Genomic DNA, 21,219 nt, shown 5'->3' with positions numbered 1-21,219 from the left:
AATGCGGAAAATTATTGGGGCGATATTGACGCTGACAGTGCTCATATCGTGTAAACAGGCAAAAGAACCGGTTATTAATGAAGTAGCAAAGGCAGAACCGATCGAAAAACTACCAGTGCTGCGCTATGGTTTTAATTTTGATGAGTTCAATGTAGTTCACGATACGGTTCGCAATGGCGATAGTTTTGGGGAGCTAATGCTCAAGAACAAAGTGGACTACCCTAAAATTGCGGCTATTTCAGAAAATTATAGAGATACTTTCGATGTCCGCAAAATCATGGTCGGCAAACCATATCTAATCCTTAAATCCAAGGACACTTCCGAGGTTGCGGAAGTCTTTATCTATCAAAATGATAAGATAAATTATACAGTGGTCGACCTGCGCGATTCGACCAAAGCCTATAAGAGCAAGAAAAAAGTAACATTGGTAGAGCGTGAGATAGGAGGAGTTATCGATCATAGTTTGTCCATGTCCATTGATAATTTGGGAGTGGATTACAATCTAACCTTTGCGCTTTCCGATATATATGCATGGACCATCGATTTTGGACGATTGGACAAAGGTGACAAGTTCAAGGTGGTTTTTGATGAGCGCTATATCAATGACAGTATTTATGCAGGCATTGGTTCCATAAAGGCAGCTTATTTTGAGCATAAAGGAAAAACCATTTATGCTTTTCCCTATATATCAGATGCCACTAACCATATTTTGGAATATTTTGATCAAGATGCCAATAACTTACGCAGTACCTTTTTACGTGCACCGGTTAAATTTAGGTATCGTTTGTCATCTCGCTATAATCTTAAAAGAAGGATTGCTTACTATGGTTATAAAGTACGACCCCATAAAGGAACAGATTTTGCTGCACCAATAGGAACGCCTATTGTTGCTACTGCAGATGGAACCGTAACGGAGTCGACCCGAAGGGGCGGCAACGGAAAATATGTAAAGATCAAGCACAATAGTACCTACAGCACCCAATACCTCCACATGAAGGCACAAAATGTAAAGAGAGGTGACTTTGTACGTCAGGGTGATGTAATTGGTTGGATTGGAATGACGGGAAACACTGGAGGCCCTCACGTTTGTTATCGTTTTTGGAAGAATGGAAGACAGGTAGACCCATTTAAGGAAGAACTTCCCGCAGCAGAACCCATTGCAGATTCGTTACGCGCAGATTATATGGCACATATTGCCCCCCTAAAAGTACAATTGGACTGTATCGAATTTGTGGATCCAACCCCAGAAGAACCTGAAGAAACCTTAATATCATACACCCAATAATGGCACTACCCACAATCGACCCTACTACTACTGATGCTTGGAAAAAACTTCAGGAGCATTACAAAGAAACCAAAGAAGTACATTTAAGGGAATTGTTTGCGACCGAAGAAGGTCGTGGCAAAAAATACGCCATACTTTGGAACGATTTTTTGGTGGACTATTCAAAGAATAGGCTTACCGACAAAACTTTGAAATTGTTGTTGGAGTTGGCCGACGAAGTGGGATTGAAGGACGCTATAAAAAGCTACTTTGGAGGAGAACTCATTAACCAGACCGAAGGAAGAGCCGTGCTGCACACCGCCCTGCGGGCCAAAAAGGATGATGAGGTTTTAGTTGACGGAGTCAATATTGTTGATGAGGTTTTTGAGGTCAAAGAAAAAATCAAATCTTTTTCAGAAGCCGTTATTTCTGGAGAAAGAAAAGGATATACGGGTAAAGCCTTTACCGATGTCGTTAATATTGGAATCGGCGGGTCGGATTTGGGACCAGTTATGGTGACCGAAGCATTAAAGTTCTATCAAAATGATTTAAAGACTCATTTTGTAAGTAATGTTGACGGTGATTTGGTTCACGAAGTATTGAAGGAACTCAACCCAAAGACCACATTGTTCGTTATCGTATCAAAGTCGTTTACCACGCAGGAAACATTATCCAATGCATTGACCATTAAAAAATGGTTCTTGCAAAGTGCATCCGAAAAAGATGTGGCCGATCATTTTGTGGCAGTGTCCACCAACCTTGAAAAAATCAAGGAATTTGGTATAGCCGATGACAATGTATTCCCCATGTGGGATTGGGTCGGTGGTCGATTCTCACTTTGGAGCGCTGTTGGATTATCCATAGCCCTTTCCATAGGTTATGAAAACTTTGAAGACCTTTTGATTGGAGCCAATGAAATGGACAACCATTTTAAGGAAACCCCGTTTGAAGAGAACATTCCGGTAATGTTGGGCTTAATCAGTGTTTGGTACAATAACTTTTACAAGGCAGAGACCGAGGCCATTATTCCGTACACACAATACTTGCACCGCTTTTCTGCATACTTGCAGCAAGGTATTATGGAGAGTAACGGAAAAAGCATGGATAGGGCGGGGAACAGAGTTGGACATGAGACCGGTACCATAATTTGGGGCGAGCCGGGAACCAATTCACAGCATGCCTTTTTTCAATTGATGCACCAGGGAACAAAACTGATTCCAACAGACTTTATCGGGTATAAGGAATCGTTGCACGGCGATGTGGACCATCATAATAAATTGATGGCGAATTTCTTTGCACAGACCGAGGCCTTGATGAACGGGAAAACCGCTGATGAGGTGAAACAAGAACTCGAATCCCAAGGCTTGTCAGGTGAAGAGCTTCAAAAACTGCTTCCTTTCAAAATCTTTGAGGGAAACAAGCCTACCAATACCATCTTAATTAAAAAGCTTACGCCGAAAAGCCTTGGCGCACTTATTGCACTTTACGAGCATAAGATATTTGTTCAGGGCGTAGTGTGGAATATCTTCAGCTATGATCAATGGGGCGTGGAATTAGGTAAGCAATTGGCCAAAAATATTTTGGTCGACATCGAAAATTCAAAAATTGGTAAGCACGACAGTTCCACATTGAACCTTTTACATTTTTTTAAGGAGTAGGTTGCCATCTTCTCAAATTAGGAACAAAACCGTAAACAATTGTTTGTCAGTTAACTTTATTTGTTAATTTAGTGTTAACTATATTTGCCCGATTTTAACTTTGACTTAATCGCAGAGTGTCAAAAATGAATCACATTTGCAGGGCTAATTAAACACTTAAACACTGAATTAAATGAAAAGAATCTACTTGGCTTTTGCGGCTATTTTTATTTCCGCGATGGCATTTGCACAAGGAACTCTTACTGGTACTGTAGTTGACGGCGAGCTTGGCGGTCCGCTTCCAGGAGCCAGCGTTGTTGTTAAAGGTACCTCTAATGGTACATCTACAGATTTTGATGGAAACTTTACTTTGGAGGTAAACCAAAACTCGGGAACATTGATTGTTTCTTACATTGGATTTATTAAAAAACAGGTTGAATTTACTTCAACAGGAAATCTTGGAACGATTGAATTGTTGCCAGATGCACAAGAATTGGGAGAAGTTGTTGTAATTGGTTCGGGTATTATCGACCTTGAAGAAGACAGAAGTACACCAATTGCTGTAACCACAATTAAAAGAGACGAAATACAAGCTGTTTCTGCAGGTAACGTGGAATTTCCTGAGGTAATGAAAAATGTACCGTCAGTGTATGTGTCGAATCAAACAGGTTTTGGTGATTCACAAATGTTCTTGAGAGGTTTTGACCAAACCAACACGGCTTTCCTATTGAATGGACAGCCTATTAATGGTATGGAAGATGGAAGAATGTACTGGTCCAATTGGGCAGGTATGGCAGACATTGCCAATGCCGTTCAGGTACAAAGAGGTCTAGGTTCTTCCAAATTGGCCATTTCATCAGTAGGTGGTACGGTTAACATCGTTTCTAAAGCTACTGAAAAAAGAGAAGGCGGTTTCGGTCGTTTCATGGTTGGTAACGACAGTTTCTTTAAGACAACTGCTTCTTACGATTCAGGAATCAATGAGAATGGCTGGGGATTCTCAGTGATGTTAGATCATTGGCAAGGTCAAAGAAAGTTTGCTGAAGGAACTAAAGGACAAGGTCAGAATTATTTCTTCTCTGTGGGTAAACTTATCGGAGACCACAACTTCAACTTTTTGGTTTTTGGCGCACCACAATGGCACATGCAGCGTTGGTCACAGCCTTTGGAAGTTGTTGAAGCCAAAAGAAAATACAATCAACACTGGGGATTTGATGAAGGTGAATTGGAGTCTGAAAGAACAAACTTCTACCACAAGCCGGTCATGAACTTAAACTGGGATTGGAATATTTCAGATAAATTAGACCTTTCAACAGTGCTTTACGCATCTTGGGGTCGTGGTGGTGGAACTGGACCAAGAGGTAATAGTGCTTTAAGATTGCCAGATTATCCTGTTGCTGGAGGAATAGATGGTCAAATTGACTATGCGGCAACACGTGCTAGAAATGCTCAAGTAGGTATCGGTGGTGATTACGGTGCACCAAATGGAGCTGGTTATATCCGTCGTGCTTCTATGAACAATCACCAATGGTATGGAATGGTATCTAACTTTAGTCACGACCTTAACGATAATCTTAGTTTTAATGTTGGTGCCGATTTTAGATTTTATACAGGTGATCACTTTAGACAAGTAGCTGATTTTTATGGACTTTCCGGATGGTCTAACGACAGACCAGATGATAGAGTCGTTACTGAATCTTTTAGTATAAATCCATGGAAAACCTTGACAACATTTGCTGATGAAGACGAGAGAATCAACTACGATTACTCCGAAGATATTAACTATCAGGGAATGTTCGGGCAGGTTGAGTATGCTGAAGAAGCATTCTCCGTATTTTTTCAAGGAGCAATATCTAACCAATCGTATCAAAGGGAAGATAGATTCGCTACGGACATCAATGGTAATCAGACTACCCAAACATCTGACAAGGCTAACAAGTTTGGATACAACGTGAAAAGTGGTGGAGCATATAACTTTGATGAAAAAAACACTGTATATGCCAATGCGGGTTTCTATTCCCGTCAACCTTTCTTGGATAATATTTTCTCAGGTACAGCTGAGCTGGCTGATCCAGAAGTTGAAAATGAAGAGATTACAGGTTTGGAAATTGGATATAAATTCAACACATATGATTTCCAATTCACTATTGATTTGTATAGAACAGAATGGGCTAACAGATTTATAGCCAATGGTAACACTATTATTGATATAGCTACGGATGCGGAAGTAGATATTAACCGTGAACAAACTGATGTAACACAGTTGCACCAGGGTGTTGAGCTTACTGCCCGATGGAGAGCGGCTCAAGGATTGATAATTGGAGCCTATACTTCTATTGGAGACTGGGTATATTCTGGAAGCACTCCTTACAGAACAAGAGATTTTAGGGATAATACATACTTTACCAATGCTCAAATTGATGATTATACCGATCAAAACGGCAACCCACTTCCAGCAAACTTCTTTGATGGAAATGTAAATCTTGATGGAGTTGAGATAAGCAATGCACCTCAGTTTGCAATGGGTCTTAACGCTGACTATGATTTCGCAAATGGATTTGAAGTTGGTTTGGATGTAAACCATTTTAGTAACTTATATGAGTTCAATGATGTAGCTGATGTAGTTGCCGAAGGAAATTCTTATGAAACCTCAAAGTTGGATGCTTACACGTTATTTGATATGACAGCAGCATACACATTTGACTTTGGAACAAACAAAATGGAATTAAGGACAAACGTTTACAACTTGTTCAACCATGCTTATTTGAACCAAACGGATGCCTTTGGTGTTTTTTATGGAAACGGTCGTACTTTTAATGCAAGTGTGACTTACAGGTTCTAATCGTTATACCGATACATAATTTCAAAAGCCCCTCACTTTGGCGAGGGGCTTTTTTTATCCTCAAAATTCCGTACTTTTAAGCTCACAAACTATACCTAATGGAAATTATCAAGAACCTACACTCTTATTTGGCCTATGTGGTTTTGGCCGTTTTAGTAATTGCCGTAATCAATGCCATAGCAGGTTGGTTGGGCAAAAAGGACTTTACCATGCAAAAAGACCTTCGGGTTAGTCTCTTTGCACTTATTTTAAGTCATATTCAGCTTTTGGTAGGCTTATTATTGTTCTTTACATCAACCAATGGCCTTAAGGCGATTCAAACCTTGGGCATGGGCGGGTTGAATGCTCCAGCACGTTTGTTGGCGGTAGAACATCCTTTCATAAACATTATAGCCTTGGTGCTGATTACCATCGGTTGGTCCCGACACAAAAAATTCATGGAAAGCAATAAAAAGTTCAAGACCATTTCCATTTTTTACGGTTTGGGGCTTTTATTGATCTTGAGCCGTATCCCTTGGGGACAATGGTTTGCGTAATCTGTCATTCCTGCGAAGGCGGGAATCTCATTTCGCCTCCTTCAACAAAAACAAATACGAAGGAAAGTGGTCGCTATACCCAGCCGTATAGCTACCGCCAGAATAGGTACGAAGCGGATAGCCTTTAAATCTTCCCTTTTCCGTTCGGATAAAAGATGGAGCAAAAATTCCCGCTTTCCAAAATGAAAGGGCTGTTCGGTCTTCAGTCACCAAGTTGGCTGTGAAGAACATTTGGTCGAACAAGTTCCATTTATCCCGATATGCCAACGAACCCACCCCTTTTTTAAACATGGCCTCCATGGGATTGTAAAGACTTATGCTATCCAACTGTCGTATTTTACCCTTCGTTTTCAGAATTTTTTTCAAACTATCATCAATAGGGTCGTCGTTCAGGTCGCCCATGGCAATGATTTTCGCATCTAAATCCAGTTCCTGAATGGAATCTATAATGCGTTTGTTCAGCAAAGCAGCTCTTACTCGTAATGGCGAACTCTTCGCGGCTCCACCCCTTCTGGACGGCCAATGGTTCACAATAAAATAGATGTTTTCACGGTCCATAGTGCCTCCGACCACCAATTGGTCACGGGTGTATTTCCTTTCGCTCATTTCATCAAACAATAATAGCCGATGACTTTTAAAGGATGAAGGGATAAACGATGCCTTTTTGTAGAGCAACGCAACATCAATACCCCGAGCATCAGGAGAATCAAAATGGATGATACCATAATTCTTTTCCCTTAAATTCGGGTGTTGTACCAAATCTTCCAGCACATCTCGGTTTTCAACTTCGCACAAACCCACAATGTCTGGGGATGTTTTGGAAGTTTCAGCACCGATTTTAGAGATGACGTTGGATAGGTTTTCAACTTTTTGAAGGTAACGCTCCTCGGTCCAATGATAACGTCCCTCGGGAGTGCGGTCATCATCAAAAGTGAGTGAATCGTTTACCGTATCGAACAGGTTTTCACAATTGTAAAAAGCAATCGTTCTTAAGGTATATGTCTTGGACTTTTGTCCATAAAGTGAGGTCGATATTAATACAAGTAGGCATATTAATAATCGCATTTTATTTTGATTTTGTAGCTAAAATAAGTACAATTGTTCGCTTTTTCGCAGTTTGTACAGCAATTACAACCCCTTTTTTATAAATTAACCTACAATAAGCTATGAGGCTAGCCATAGTATTGGCCACGCTTTGTTGTTGTAAATCGCTGTGTGGACAACAAAGTACTCGAATTACAGGGCAATTGATGGAGAAGGGTTCCGATGCGCCCATTTCCAATGCCATAATTACCCTGGAAAACACTTCCCAAGAATTTGCAACAGATAGCAATGGCGAGTTTGAAATCAATGTATCCGAAACGGGAGAGCAAATTCTCCGTATTTCCGCCTTGGATTTTATTTCGAAGCGGTTTTCGGTCTATTTGAATGGAACCCCGATTGATTTAGGGATAATTTATCTGGAAAGGGATATTGCTAGAGAACAAACAGATAATTTGATTTCACTGACGGATGGAGACTTGTCCGATGATTTTGAATCCGTTTCCAGTTCTATGGGATTGCTGCAATCTACACGCGATGTTTTCCTGAATCGTGCCGCTTTTGATTTTGGACAGGCTTTTTTTAAGGTGCGAGGCTATGATTCTCGCAATGGTCAGGTTTTAATCAACGGCGTTCCCATGAACAAATTTTTTGATGGCAGGCCACAATGGAACAATTGGGGCGGACTAAACGACGTTGTTCGCAATCAGGAATTCACTAATAGTTTAACGTTGAACCCATACACCTTTGGTGGAATATTGGGCAACACCAACATCAATACCCGACCTTCTGGAATGAGGCCGGGCTTACGCCTTTCGTCATCACTGTCCAATCGCACCTATCGCGGCAGGTTGATGGCCACCTACAATTCAGGAGAAAAGCAAAGCGGATTGGCCTATTCGGTATCCGCTTCACGCAGGTGGGCCAAAGAAGGTTTTGTGGAGGGCACTTTGTACGATGCTTACTCCTTTTTTGGAGCGGTAGAGTATCAATTCAATCCGCAAAACAGCCTCACTTTTACCTCAATGTTGGCTCGAAATAGGCGAGGTCGCTCTTCTGCACTCACGGAAGAAGTTTTTCACTTGATGGGAGGTCAGTACAATCCCTATTGGGGTGAACAAGACGGTAAAATCCGTAATTCAAGAGAACGTGAAATTTTTGAACCGCTATTTCTACTCAACTATACTTTAGAGAAGAAAAAATTGAATTGGAACATTGGGATTGCCTATCAAACAGGGATTAATTCAAGGAGTAGGCTTGGGTATTACAATGCACCGAACCCAGACCCAACCTACTACAGATATTTACCCAGTTATCACATCAATAGTTCCATCGGGGCCGATTTCATCAACGCAAATTTGGCGAAAGAAGCCTTTTTAGAAAACCCACAGCTCAATTGGGAGCAACTTTACACGGCCAATGCCAATAATGGTGAAAAAGCGGCCTATTTGCTCTACGATGATGTTGCCAAGAGCACGACCATTTCGGGCGCCACTAATTTTAATTATTCCTTGAGCGATTTCATCAAGCTAGGGTTTGGCGGGAACTATAAAGCCACATCATCCGAAAACTACGCGGAGATTCAAGATTTGTTGGGAGCCGGTTTCCATGAAGATATGGATACCTTCTCCAATACTTTGAACGATGTTGATGGCGACCTGCAAAAATCCGAAGGAGAAAAGTTTAATTACCATTACAATTTAGATGCTTTCCAAATGGAAGGTTTTGCACAGGTAAAATTCACCTCCAAAAAGTGGAACGGGTTTGTATCGGCTTCTTATTCCAATTTCAATGTACTGCGTGATGGATTCTTTAAAAATGAGCGCTATTTGGAAAATTCCTTCGGAACAGGCGAAAAAGTATCATTCTCCAACTTGGCTTACAAAGGCGGATCCACCTATTTCCTGACAGGAAGGCATTGGTTCACGGCCAATGCTGCGATAGTGGAACGGCCGCCCATCATCCAAAACATATTCATCAATCCAAGGGAAAACAATGAAACAGTTCCTGAACTCCAGAAAGAAGTCGTGAGTAGTGTGGATTTGAGCTATTTTGTCCGTTTGCCCAGCCTAACAGGCCGTATAAGTGCTTTTTATACCAGGTTTCAGCATACCACGGACATCAACTTCTTTTTTGTGGATTCAGGACTGGGCTCCGATTTTGTACAGGAAGTAATCACAGGATTGGATAGACTTCATAGGGGCATCGAGTTTGGGTTTGAGTATGAAGCCTCGTCCAGTATAAAATTGACCGCTGCCGGAAATGTAGGACATTATGTGTATGCCAGCGACCCATCCGTTCAAATCAATTTTGATACGGCAAGTGCCGAGGAAGACCTCATTGCTCCCGAAGGAAATATAGATTTGGGCATTGCCGCCCTAAAAGATTTAAAATTGGCTCAAGGACCACAAACTGCGCTGGCTTTGGGCGTGTCCTACAGGGCTCCAAAATATTGGTGGATAAGCGGTACAACCAATTTTCTCACGAATAATTATAGCAACCTTTCCATCATTACCAGAACGTCCAGTTTTTTGATGGACCCCGAAACAGGCGAACCCTTTCCAGACGCGTCTGATGTGAACGTTTCCAAATTGCTAAAGCAAAATAAGCTGGACGACATCTATTTGCTCAATTTGGTTGGAGGTAAATCTTGGCTGATCAATGGAAAGTACATCAGTTTTTTTGCCAGCATCAATAATGTTTTCGATACGGTTTTCCGCACAGGCGGATATGAACAGAGCAGGAACGGAAACTATGGACAGCTCAAACAAGATAATCAGAGTGGCTCGCCCTCCTTTGCCCCAAAATATTGGTACAGCTACGGAAGAACCTATTTTTTGAATCTGGCCATAAGCTTTTAATCATGTTACTTATGAAAAATTTATTTTTTAAAATCTTTGGAACCATCACTTTGATGACTCTTTTATGTTGTGTTGATGGTAGAGAGTTTGATGCGCCAAAAAATAACTGCACAACCGATATTTTGGCCAATATAACTTTTACAGAGTTGGATTCATTGGTTCAAGATGATGTGATACAGATTCAAGAAGATCTGGTCTTGGAAGGCTACGTAATCTCATCCGACCGGGCGGGGAATTTTTTCGGGGTGCTTTATCTGCAAGATGCATTAAGCAATCCATCTAAAGGACTACAACTGGAAGTTGATGTAAGGGAATCACATTTATTATTTCCGGTAGGGAGTAAAGTCATGATAAAACTAAAGGATCTGTATTTAGGTAAAAGAGGCAGCACCTTTAGAATCGGTAGCGTTTTTTCCTCTTTTGGTAATCTTTCCATAGGAAGATTGCCCCGAGGAAAAGTGTTTGACCATCTTTTTGTCTCCTGTGATGGTGAAGGATCCCCGGAGCCTTTAGTGACAACAATTTCTGAAATCGATAGTCTGCCATCAAGCATATTGGTGCAATTGGAGAATGTTGAATTTGCAGAGGAAATCCTAGGCGAAACCTATGCACTTGCCCAAGAAGAAACCCAACGATTGCTTCTGGACTGCGCAGAAAACGAAATCGTTCTTTTAAACAGTGGCTATGCCGATTTTCAGGAAGAGCCTTTGCCTGAAACAAATGGTACGCTAACGGCGGTGTTAACAAGGGATGGAAAATCTCCGCAACTTGTGATTAGAACGTTGGAAGATGTGGATTTTACCCAAGAACGCTGCCCAGAAATCATCACCGAGTTCACTTCCAATCAAATTTTTATTTCCGAATTGGCCGACCCGGACAACAATTCCAGCGCTAGGTTTGTGGAACTCTATAATTCAGCTCCAGAACAGTTGGATTTAAACTTATGGACCCTCCACAGATATACCAACGATAATACAGAAGTAAGTTCCATCATCGATTTATCTGGTTTGATTATTGGTGCTGAGAGCACTTTGGTCATTTCACCAAAGGCAGAGGAGTTTGAACTGGTATACGGATTTGCCCCCGATTTAGGAGTGTCGACCAACAGCCCTGCCGATTCCAACGGGGATGACAATTTGGAATTGGTAGATCCCTTTGGCACTGTTATCGATGTTTTTGGAATAATTGGTGAAGATGGTTCGGGCACGGATCACGAGTTTGAGGATGGCCGCGCCATACGGAACAGCGATATTACCGTAGGGAATTCTGTTTATACATTTTCTGAATGGATCATCTTTAACGATACAGGAGATGCCGGCACCACAAAATTACCCCAAAATGCCCCCGAGGATTTTACCCCAGGGGTTAGGGATTGATATACAATTGTGCACAGAATTTTCCTATCATCAATTGAAAACGGATATCCGTCGACCCAAAAGGGCCATCCGTTAATCGGGCTCAGATCTGCGCATTTCATTTCATTACCTTATTCAAGGTACAGCATACCCCAATAACATTTAAAACTTTAATTTATGAGAAAAGCAAAAATGTATTGGGCCATTGCATCTATGACAATGGTGATTTGTTGGTCGGCCTCGTGCGAAAAAGAGGTGGTAAAATCTGAAGAGACACAACAAGTTGATTTGGAGCAAAGAGATACTTTACAAATAATCAAACTTGGAAAAAAACTGGAGAACCCTTACTCCGTTTCGAATATGAGAAAGGCATATTCCAGTTTAATTAAGAAGCAGGAAAAGAACCAAATGAAATACGGTGGATTAATTCTTAAAGATTCTTCCGAAATTTCTACGACTGACTATTATGTGAAATTTTTGGTTGAAAAATGATGAACAGAAAAACCTGTTATTGGCGGATTCCTTAAATCTTTCTGAAATCCCATTGGATGTAGAAATTGAACAAGAGGGAGATTATTATGTTGATGAAGCTACAGAAATTCATGAGGCGCAATGGCTCTACACCTCTGTAGTCAAGGATTATCAATTCCCCCAAGGAATCAGTTATGAAAAACTGGAAGACCTTTTCCTTATTGAGGAATCAGGAACCGAAGAGGAGGAAGGTGATGAAGATGAGGATGAATCCACAACGATTACCGTAGCAGGTAAAAGTGGAATGTCAAAACAATTTTTGTATGATTTGGAAGATGAAGCACTAAGATTGACAGGAAATTATGAGGAACCAGAAGAACCCGAAAGCCTCACCCAAAGAAGGAGCAAAAAAAGGCCCAAAGGCTATATCAGAGTATACAATACAGAAACAAAACGCCTTGATCCAGTTGTTGGGGTAAAAATTAAGACAAGACGTTGGTTTAAATGGGCAAAAGGATGGACAAATGGCCAAGGATATTATAGGGTTAATAGAGGCTACAGACGCAAAGTTCACTACACCGTTGTTTTCAAAAACACCAAGGGGTTTAAGATTTGGCCATCCATAGTTAGTATTTCTTCTGCAAGATATAGGGCTGGAAGGCACAGTAAATATGGCCATAGCATTAACTTTTACACCAACTCTGTGGGCTGGCGTTGGGCCACGGTGAACAATGCAACAGTAAAGTATTTTAATTACTGTTCACAAATGGGCATTGGAAAGCCACATAACAATCTTAGGATTGTAGCCTTGGGAGGAACAGGTTATTCATCGGCGCCCATGCTAAGGCGGGTATGGGGGTATGCTGGGCTTACAAGCCGTTCCAAGATGTCTACTTTTTTAGCCAAGGCAAATAGCATAACGGTGGCGGGAAATATGTTATGGATAATGTGCAAGTACATACTCCCGGACATTATCATTAGGGCTGGGGCAAGCAAGGGCACCGATGGGGTCTTCTCCACTACCTTTCATGAATTGGCACACGCCTCACATTTTAAAAAAGTGGGCAGCGGCTATTGGATCAAGTATATCAACTACATTATAACCTATGGTGCCTATGGGAATGGACATGGAATAAATTCAGGGAATTGTGGTGTTGGCGAAATGTGGGGGAGTTATTTCAGTGCATTGCTAACAAGAAATGAATTCAAATACACAACATCATTTAATAATGACTGGCTTTGGTTTCATGAAGAAGAGGATTGGTATAATCCAGGATTTTTAAAGGAGGTTGATAATATTTCTGATGTTACAACCAAAGAAATATTTGAATGTTTAAAATCCACCACGGATACTTTTACCGATTTAATTGCCGAATTAAAAACTAAAACGACATACGATGAAAAAGTTAACATTGCATTTACCAACTATCCTGATTGGCCTTAGTATATTTCTTTTTTCAGGATGTATATTAACAGAAATGGATCCGCCTGAAAAGTGGGCCGTTGTTAAATTTTTAAACTCCAGTAATCAAGATATCGTAGTCAAAATGATAGGTCACCCTCTTTCTGCAGATGGTAGCGATATAGTTATACATATAGATGCGATGAAAGAAGAGGGCAGCAATAAATACGTTTATGGGGAAAATGCCATAGATGCCTTTTTTTCTATCATAGGTGAGAACAACACTGCGAGAATTGAAGTCCATATAGGAAATGATCTTGTAAAGGAGTGGACAGGTCTTGCAGAAAATTTCGGCCCTGATGTCAATAGTCCTTTTAATTATGATTCATGGCAATTTCAAAAGATTGAACCAACGGGCAACAATATAGTTGGCAAGATCATTTTTACCATCACGAATGAGGACATTGGCAATTGATTCAACTTGTAATTTATGGCTGCCAGCTCCTTTAGGGGCTGGTATTTCCCAAAGCAAAACGGGGATGAAAAAATTGACAATGCATTTTACAGCTATCCTGATTGGCCTTAGTTTGCTGAGCTGTGACCCTGAAGAATCTTTTTATATAGATTTCTATCAAAGAGTATTTGAAAACACCACCAATGTTGATGTAAGTATCGTTTACCATAGCTTGGATTCGACAGGTGAAAAATTAGATACACTTAGATTAAAGGCAAACTCCAAAATGGCTGCCAACTTTACATCTTCGGTTTCTTCTGATGGTGTAAAAGATGGCAATTCCAAGTTGATTATTGAAAGAAATGTGGGCATCTATTATGACCATATCAATGATTATGGCAAGTTTGAACTGTTTGTGGGGAATGAATTGAAAAAAGAGTGGATAGGACCTCCTGAATATTTGGGAGGTGGGATAAACAACCCTTATAATTATGACTCTTGGAGTATTATAAAATATGACAAACCCATAAGGGATGGTGATAATTTCATATATGGAGAAATCGTATTTACTGTTTCAAATGAGGATATTGGTGACTAATAGTTTGGAGGCTGTCTTTTTAGATAGCCTCTAAACCTTAATTTAAGGTCTGGTTTAAAAAGCCTTGTAGCTAAATTTTTGTCCACCTACCGACGCATCGGCCATAAGCCCAGCTTTAGGAAGGGCAAAAACGGCCACACCATCTTTATATTTTGCATTAAAGGCAATACCGGACTTTAGGGCAACAGCAGAAGTTTCAGCAGCAAACTGGAACTTTTCGGTTTTAAATCGTTGCAGGTCTACATCTGTTTCAAAGAAAATAACCTCAATAATGGCCTGTCCGCCAGCTTGTAGACCAATGTTCAGTTTTTTAAGGTCGGCCATACCTACGGCATCTCCATTTTCATAAACTACCCCATTGCCCGATGCACCACCTATAATAAAACCACCTTTCCCAACATTGGGAAAAATGACATATCCAGCAGAATTGTCAAAAAAGTGCTCCAAACTTGGACTTGTTTCCAAAAGGGTGGTTTTGGCCTTTTGGGCGTCCTTCATTATTTTCTTGTCCTTTTTATTTTGTGCCATGGCAACGGTAGTGAACAAAAGAAGGGTTGCCAATCCCAATGATTTTATCAGTTTCATAATGTTTCTGTTTTTAAGTTCATTCAAAATTAAATGAAGAACCCCTTCCATTTTGGAAAGGGTTTGCCAATTAATGTTAAGGAAAGTATATAATTTGTCACTGTATTTTTGGAAAATCTTCGTCTTTCATCACCTCTTCCATTTGTAGTACGTGTCTTTCCATATGCCCGGCAATAAAAACAATAAGCTGTACCCCATCTATAGTTCCAAAAGGCAGATCGCTATTGTAACGGTTTCTCAAATCATCGTCCGTTGTTTCAACGTATTCCATAAGTTCGCTTCGGGTGGAAAGTAAAGCTTCCAAAGTCTCCTCGGTGGAACCAAATTTTCCACTTGGCTCGAACGGTTTGGAGGTCTTCACCTTTTGGCTCCTGTCCGCCACCATGGGCATAATTTGTTCGTCTTTAAAAACTAAAGAGTCCTTAAGTGCAGGTTTTGGGCCCTCTTCAACACTTTTATGTACTGTTTGGACAAACATCTTTTCGGTCAAGGCAAGGTGTTCCACACATTCGGCAATGGACCACGATGTTGGGTCTGGTTTATAGTGGAACTGTACATACGTAAGACCATCCAATACCTCGTTCATATGTTCTCTTGTTTCCGTTAAATGTTTGATCATCATTTTTCGGTCTTCTGTACTAAGCCTTGCGCTGGAATCCTTGGAAAAACTGAAAAGCACTAGGGCAACTAAAGGGAGGATTAATTTTTTCATGAGTTGTGGTATTTATTGATTTTGTTGTAAATTATTGGTTCATAATGTATTAAAATTAAAAGGAATTAAACAGAACGAAAAATAATTTCAAAAGTATTATTTGAATGCTTTATATTTTTTGAAAAATAAGGCACAGCAATTGAAAGCAAATCACAAAACAGTTAAATAGATTAACTTTATGTTATAATAGTATATTAATATTAATCATCTATTCTTTTGACTGCTGTTTTTGTATTTTTATATATCACTAAAAATCTAATTTAAAACAATATACTATCATGAGTAAAGAATTGGCAAATGGTGCAGATGAGGGCGCTTGTCCTTTTTTGAACGGAGAAATAAAACAAGTGGCCGGGAGCGGTACACAAAATGAAGATTGGTGGCCCAACCGTCTTAAGTTGGAACTTTTAAGCCAGCATTCAGAAAAATCTAACCCGCTGGGAGAGAAATTCAACTACGCCGAAGCGTTCAAAAAACTTGACTACGCAGCACTTAAAAAAGACCTTTTGAAGGTTATGACCGATTCGCAAGACTGGTGGCCTGCCGATTTTGGCAGTTATGCCGGTTTGTTCATTCGTATGGCATGGCACAGTGCCGGTACGTATCGTTCTGGAGACGGTCGTGGCGGGGGTGGTCGTGGTCAACAACGTTTTGCTCCACTTAACTCATGGCCGGACAACGTGAGCTTGGACAAAGCCCGTCGCCTGTTGTGGCCCATCAAACAAAAATACGGCCAGAAAATATCTTGGGCAGACCTTATGATATTGGCCGGAAACGTAGCCTTGGAATCAACCGGGTTCCGCACTTTTGGTTTTGCCGGTGGTCGTGAGGACGTTTGGGAGCCAGACCAAGATGTATATTGGGGAAGCGAAAGCGAATGGTTGGCCTTAAGTGATACGCCCAACAGCCGCTATTCGCACAACAAAGAAGAACGCGATTTGGAAGACCCTTTGGGAGCTGTACAAATGGGGCTCATCTACGTAAACCCTGAAGGACCTGACGGAAATCCTGATCCCGTAGCTGCTGCTCACGACATTCGAGAGACTTTTAAGCGCATGGCTATGGACGACGAAGAAACCGTAGCCCTTATTGCTGGGGGACATACTATCGGTAAAACCCACGGTAATGGCGATGCCGAATTGGTGGGAGCCGACCCCGAATCAGAAGATTTGGCATTGCAAGGATTGGGATGGGTCAATAAAAATGGTTCAGGAAAGGCTGGTGACGCCTTTACTTCTGGACTTGAGGTGACTTGGACCTCCACACCGGTACGTTGGAGCAACGATTTTTTCCAATTCTTGTTTAAATACGAGTGGGAATTGACCAAAAGCCCCGCAGGGGCACACCAATGGGTGGCCAAAGATGCCGAAGCCATCATCCCCGATGCTTTTGGCGGTCCCAACAGAAAACCAACCATGTTGACCACCGACTTGTCGTTGCGTTTTGACCCGGCCTACGAAAAGATTTCACGCAAGTTCTTGGATGACCCACAAGCTTTTGCCGAAGCTTACGCCCGTGCTTGGTTTAAGTTGACACACCGTGATATGGGGCCACGTTCCCGCTACCTTGGGCCCGAAGTGCCAAAAGAAGAATTGGATTGGCAAGACCCCATTCCAGCGGTTGATTACACCTTGGTTGATGCCCCCGATGTAAAAGCCTTGAAAGCAAAAGTATTGGATTCCGGTCTTTCAATTTCCGATTTGGTTTACACCGCTTGGTCGTCTGCGTCCACCTTCCGTGGTGGCGATAAGCGTGGTGGTGCCAATGGTGCACGTATCAACTTGGAACCCATGAACGGTTGGGAGGTGAACAAAGACACCGGAAAAGTTATAAAATCACTTCAAGCCATTACGAACGAATTCAACAGCAGTGCCAGTGGTGGCAAGAAAATTTCTTTGGCTGATATGATTGTCTTGGCCGGTACTGCCGCAGTTGAAAAAGCTGCTAGCGATGCCGGTGTTCCAACCGAAGTGTCTTTTGCACCAGGGCGTAACGATGCCCGCCAAGATCAAACCGATGTTGAGGCCACTAATTATTTGGAACCTAAATACGACGGTTTCCGTAACTATGTGAAACAAGGCGTAAAAGTGCCAGCGGAGCATTTGTTGGTGGATAAGGCCCAATTGTTGACCCTTTCCGCACCCGAGATGACCGCTCTTGTAGGTGGTTTGCGTGTGCTGGGTGCCAACTTTGATGGCTCAAAGCACGGTGTGCTTACCGATAAAGTAGGGGTTTTGAGCAACGATTTCTTCGTAAACTTGCTCGATATGGCCACTGAATGGAAAGCTGCCAACGATGAAAAATCGTTGTATGAAGGCCGTGACCGTGAGACTGGTGATCTAAAATGGACCGGTACTCGTGTGGACTTGGTATTTGGTTCCAATTCCATTTTGCGTGCCTTGGCCGAAGTTTATGCTTCTAAAGACGGCAAAGAGAAATTTGTGAAAGATTTTGTAGCCGCTTGGGCCAAAGTAATGAACCTAGATCGTTTCGATTTGGATTAGTAGACCCTAATCAGAACCAAAAAATAAAAAAGAAAATTTATACCAATAAAAACTGCCGTAGCGAAAAAGGTTATGGCAGTTTTTTATAACTTTCTGCATAGCAATGAACAACAAGGAAGAACTCTTTAACCAAATTCGAAACGGTAATTTAGAAGCCGTACAAAACCTGATACGGAAGAAGCCTAATTTTTTGGAAACTAAGGACCAAAGAGGCTCAACGCCACTTATATTGGCAGCTTATTATGGATACGAGGATATAGTGGATTTTTTGTTGGACAAAGGTGCCCAAGTGGATGCTTTGGACGGTTCTGGAAATACTGCTCTTATGGGGGTATGTTTCAAAGGGTTTACAGACATTGCCGAAAAATTAATAAAAGCCGGAGCCAATATTAGCCAAATAAATGCCATGGGGGCAACTTGCCTTATTTATGCCGTAACATTTAACCGTAAAAGTATAGCAGAACTTCTTCTAAAGCATGGTGCAAATGCCTCCGTAAAAGACGCCAAGGGGAAAACAGTTATGGATTTTGTTTTGGAACAAGGAAATAGCGCAATGGAAGAAATTTTAAAAAAATATTAGATGCCCACAACTTTGAACATTGCCTTAATTCAGTCCAATTTATACTGGGAAGATCCGGTAAAAAACAGGAAAATGTTCGAGGAAAAGATTGATACCATTCCCGGTCATGTGGATTTGATTGTACTGCCCGAGATGTTCACGACAGGTTTTACCATGAAACCGCAAAATATTGCCCAATCAGAAGCCGATGCCACAGTAGAATGGATGAGACGAATGGCCCAACAATATAATGTGGCCATGGTTGGGAGCATTATTTTTCAAGAAAACGGCAAATTTTTTAACCGCTTGTATTTTGTTTCGCCTGAGGGTGCTCCAGAGATCTACAATAAAAAACACACCTTTACACTAGCTGGTGAGGATAAAGTATATGAGGCAGGAAAAGAAAAACTGATTTTCGAATACAAAGGATTTAGAATCTGTCCCATGATTTGTTACGATTTACGGTTTCCTGTTTGGTCCAGAAATACTGAGGATTACGATGTGTTGATTTATGTGGCCAATTGGCCCAAGAAAAGAGTTAATGCTTGGGACACATTGCTAAAAGCAAGAGCTATTGAAAACATGGCCTATTGTATTGGTGTTAACCGTATAGGAACGGATGGAGTGGACTTTGAATACACTGGACATTCCGCTGTGTATGACGTGCTCGGGGAGCCTTTGGCCTATTCTGAAGCAGAAGAGATACTATATGCCACATTGGATAATGAAAACATAGAAAAAACAAGAAAAAAATTAAGGTTTTTAGAAGATCGGGATAGTTTTAATTTGATAGGATAAAGGTTTCTTCCTTCTCCCAGTTGGCCCTGATCTCGATAACGCCGGGATAGTAGCTTATTTCTTCGGGCTGTCTTTTTTTGAGAAAGCTACCAGTATCCAACTTGCCATTTCCATTTTTATCCAATATAACGCGGGCTACATAGTTGCCCGGATTCAAATAGTTGAATTCGAAGAATTGTGACTCGGCAGCAACAATCTCTCGCTGCACTTCTCCTTTTTCGTTGGTCAGTTGCACAATCACAGGATAGGTAACATCGCCTCCTAAAATCATTCTTAGATTGCCATAATCTGCAAAACTGCCTGTAGATAAATTGTAGGCCAACGTATCGTTCTGAACTCCAAAGAAATCGGTAATAGCCCCAGGCAAAAACGAAAAAGTATATTTCTGATTCGGCTCCACCTCAAAATCAAAATCAATTTTGTTGTTCAAACTGTCCAACACATAAGAGTACGATGCGGGAATGGAATCGCTTACTTTTAACGAAACACGGTTGGTGTCCAATGTTGCAATAGGCGTATTGGCCAAAATACTGAAGGTATCCTCAAAATTAAATTTTCCGCTAACGGAGGTAGACAGCTTCATGGAGTCCATGGGAAGGTCCCGCATTTTTACTGTAAAAGTGTCAATAATCTGGACTTTGTCATTCCTAACCGTGAATATAATGGAATCCAAATCGGTCGGGGTAAACCAATAATTCAAGGTATCCCTGTTCCGTTCCTTCAAAATAGTGCTCTTTACGGAATCGGGTATCGGGGTCAAAGTTTCAATGACCATATCCCTGTAATCCCCTTGATACCCGAATATAACTTTGTTGTTGGCCATCAAACTGGGTACCGAAGGCTTATAATTTGGCTGTTCCCTAAATAGATTCAATAAGTAAATGGAATCCGTTGGAATTGTAATCGTGTCGGCTAAAAAACCAATTTTATCTTGCCCTTGATCGAACATGTTGTTCTTGTTCACATCCTTTAAGCCAAACAAGGCATATTTTCCACCTTTTAGGTTCCTCAATTCAAAAAAGGGAACGCTATCGCCAGTGTTTGTAATGTACAACGGAGGCTCTTTGTAAATGGTGGAATCAGTATAGGCACTGTCCATTTCGTAAAGCATCACACTAATAAACTCGTCCGCTTTTCTGTTAACGGCATCTTTTACGGCACCGGATAACGATAGGGAGTCCAAATAATCTCCAGTAGAGAACACGTAGCTTAAAAAGCTATTGGGATTCCCCTCATTGTTGTCTACAATACTTTGTCCAAAATTTATGGTGTAGGTAGTGTTTTCTCTAAGCGTATCTTTTATAACAACCTCAATATACTTGCTTGGAGCCCCCATTGGAGTTATGGTGGCCGGGTTCTTAAACGGCGGGGAAACCACTAACTGGTCCTGCACATCCTCAAGCTTGATCAGCTCATCAAAATAGAGCCGTATTTTTGTTGCCTTAAAATTAGTGGTGAAGTTTTCAGGTTCGCTACGTATCAGTTTTGGGGGTGTAATATCCTTTGGACCACCGCTTGGGGAACCTCGTTTGGCACATTGCCACATAGCAAGGGCCATAAAGGCAAAAAAAAGAAGTCCCAACAATTTTTTTAAGTACAC

17 protein-coding genes are annotated in these 21,219 nt (G+C 41.2%); 13 read left to right on the top strand and 4 right to left on the bottom strand.

Features of this window, described 5'->3' with window-relative positions; genetic code table 11:
- Window position 1: 1 nt before the first annotated feature.
- The 4 genes from MURRU_RS05490 to MURRU_RS05475 all read left to right on the top strand — a co-directional run bounded on the left by MURRU_RS05490 (window position 2) and on the right by MURRU_RS05475 (window position 6,279).
- Window positions 2–1,285 carry a M23 family metallopeptidase gene (locus MURRU_RS05490; RefSeq protein WP_014032439.1) on the top strand — a complete coding sequence of 428 codons (1,284 nt, stop codon included), beginning with the start codon at window positions 2–4 and terminating at the stop codon, window positions 1,283–1,285.
- On the top strand, window positions 1,285–2,922 hold the full coding sequence (gene pgi, locus MURRU_RS05485) for a glucose-6-phosphate isomerase (RefSeq protein WP_014032438.1): 1,638 nt from the start codon (window positions 1,285–1,287) through the stop codon (window positions 2,920–2,922). The genes MURRU_RS05490 and pgi overlap by 1 nt, the downstream gene beginning before the upstream one ends.
- Window positions 2,923–3,094: 172 nt before the next feature.
- Window positions 3,095–5,743: a TonB-dependent receptor gene (locus MURRU_RS05480; RefSeq protein WP_014032437.1), complete on the top strand. Its 2,649-nt coding sequence runs from the start codon at window positions 3,095–3,097 to the stop codon at window positions 5,741–5,743.
- 98 nt (window positions 5,744–5,841) lie between these two features.
- The gene (locus MURRU_RS05475; RefSeq protein ID WP_014032436.1) at window positions 5,842–6,279 is read left to right on the top strand and encodes a hypothetical protein; all 438 of its coding nucleotides are present in this window, start codon (window positions 5,842–5,844) and stop codon (window positions 6,277–6,279) included.
- Window positions 6,280–6,306: 27 nt separating this feature from the next.
- Here MURRU_RS05475 and MURRU_RS05470 read toward each other — a convergent pair whose 3' ends face one another.
- Window positions 6,307–7,344: an endonuclease/exonuclease/phosphatase family protein gene (locus MURRU_RS05470; protein ID WP_014032435.1), complete on the bottom strand. Its 1,038-nt coding sequence runs from the start codon at window positions 7,342–7,344 to the stop codon at window positions 6,307–6,309.
- A gap of 101 nt (window positions 7,345–7,445) precedes the next feature.
- Here MURRU_RS05470 and MURRU_RS05465 point away from each other — a divergent pair, with 101 nt between their 5' ends.
- The 6 genes from MURRU_RS05465 to MURRU_RS05440 all read left to right on the top strand — a co-directional run bounded on the left by MURRU_RS05465 (window position 7,446) and on the right by MURRU_RS05440 (window position 14,461).
- Entirely contained in the window at window positions 7,446–10,181 is a 2,736-nt protein-coding gene (locus MURRU_RS05465) for a TonB-dependent receptor (protein WP_014032434.1), read from the top strand.
- An 11-nt stretch (window positions 10,182–10,192) separates the two neighbouring features.
- Window positions 10,193–11,557 (top strand): DUF5689 domain-containing protein, encoded by a 1,365-nt coding sequence (locus tag MURRU_RS05460; protein ID WP_014032433.1) that lies wholly within the window; start codon window positions 10,193–10,195, stop codon window positions 11,555–11,557.
- Between the two features lie 156 nt (window positions 11,558–11,713).
- Entirely contained in the window at window positions 11,714–12,028 is a 315-nt protein-coding gene (locus MURRU_RS05455) for a hypothetical protein (RefSeq protein ID WP_014032432.1), read from the top strand.
- Window positions 12,029–12,047: 19 nt separating this feature from the next.
- Window positions 12,048–13,451 carry a hypothetical protein gene (locus tag MURRU_RS05450; RefSeq protein WP_014032431.1) on the top strand — a complete coding sequence of 468 codons (1,404 nt, stop codon included), beginning with the start codon at window positions 12,048–12,050 and terminating at the stop codon, window positions 13,449–13,451.
- Window positions 13,405–13,884 (top strand): hypothetical protein, encoded by a 480-nt coding sequence (locus MURRU_RS05445; protein ID WP_014032430.1) that lies wholly within the window; start codon window positions 13,405–13,407, stop codon window positions 13,882–13,884. The genes MURRU_RS05450 and MURRU_RS05445 overlap by 47 nt, the downstream gene beginning before the upstream one ends.
- Window positions 13,885–13,948: 64 nt before the next feature.
- Window positions 13,949–14,461, top strand: coding sequence for a hypothetical protein (locus tag MURRU_RS05440; RefSeq protein WP_148261482.1), 513 nt, complete (start codon window positions 13,949–13,951; stop codon window positions 14,459–14,461).
- A gap of 54 nt (window positions 14,462–14,515) precedes the next feature.
- Here MURRU_RS05440 and MURRU_RS05435 read toward each other — a convergent pair whose 3' ends face one another.
- Window positions 14,516–15,046, bottom strand: coding sequence for a lipid-binding SYLF domain-containing protein (locus tag MURRU_RS05435; protein ID WP_041801812.1), 531 nt, complete (start codon window positions 15,044–15,046; stop codon window positions 14,516–14,518).
- Window positions 15,047–15,143: 97 nt separating this feature from the next.
- Window positions 15,144–15,758: a DinB family protein gene (locus MURRU_RS05430; protein ID WP_014032427.1), complete on the bottom strand. Its 615-nt coding sequence runs from the start codon at window positions 15,756–15,758 to the stop codon at window positions 15,144–15,146.
- A 278-nt stretch (window positions 15,759–16,036) separates the two neighbouring features.
- Here MURRU_RS05430 and katG point away from each other — a divergent pair, with 278 nt between their 5' ends.
- From katG to MURRU_RS05415, 3 genes are all read left to right on the top strand, one after another.
- Complete coding sequence (gene katG / locus MURRU_RS05425; protein ID WP_014032426.1) at window positions 16,037–18,262, top strand: catalase/peroxidase HPI; 2,226 nt, start codon at window positions 16,037–16,039, stop codon at window positions 18,260–18,262.
- Window positions 18,263–18,365: 103 nt separating this feature from the next.
- Window positions 18,366–18,842: an ankyrin repeat domain-containing protein gene (locus MURRU_RS05420; RefSeq protein ID WP_014032425.1), complete on the top strand. Its 477-nt coding sequence runs from the start codon at window positions 18,366–18,368 to the stop codon at window positions 18,840–18,842.
- A complete protein-coding gene (locus tag MURRU_RS05415) occupies window positions 18,843–19,619 on the top strand; it encodes an amidohydrolase (protein WP_014032424.1) in 777 nt (258 codons plus the stop codon).
- Here MURRU_RS05415 and MURRU_RS05410 read toward each other — a convergent pair.
- Window positions 19,603–21,201: an Ig-like domain-containing protein gene (locus MURRU_RS05410; protein ID WP_313777680.1), complete on the bottom strand. Its 1,599-nt coding sequence runs from the start codon at window positions 21,199–21,201 to the stop codon at window positions 19,603–19,605. The two genes, MURRU_RS05415 and MURRU_RS05410, sit on opposite strands and share 17 nt — an antisense overlap.
- Between the last annotated feature and the right edge of the window lie 18 nt (window positions 21,202–21,219).

It is taken from the genome of Allomuricauda ruestringensis DSM 13258 (assembly GCF_000224085.1).
GTDB lineage: Bacteria > Bacteroidota > Bacteroidia > Flavobacteriales > Flavobacteriaceae > Flagellimonas > Flagellimonas ruestringensis.
This window is presented reverse-complemented; position numbering and strand designations above follow the sequence as displayed.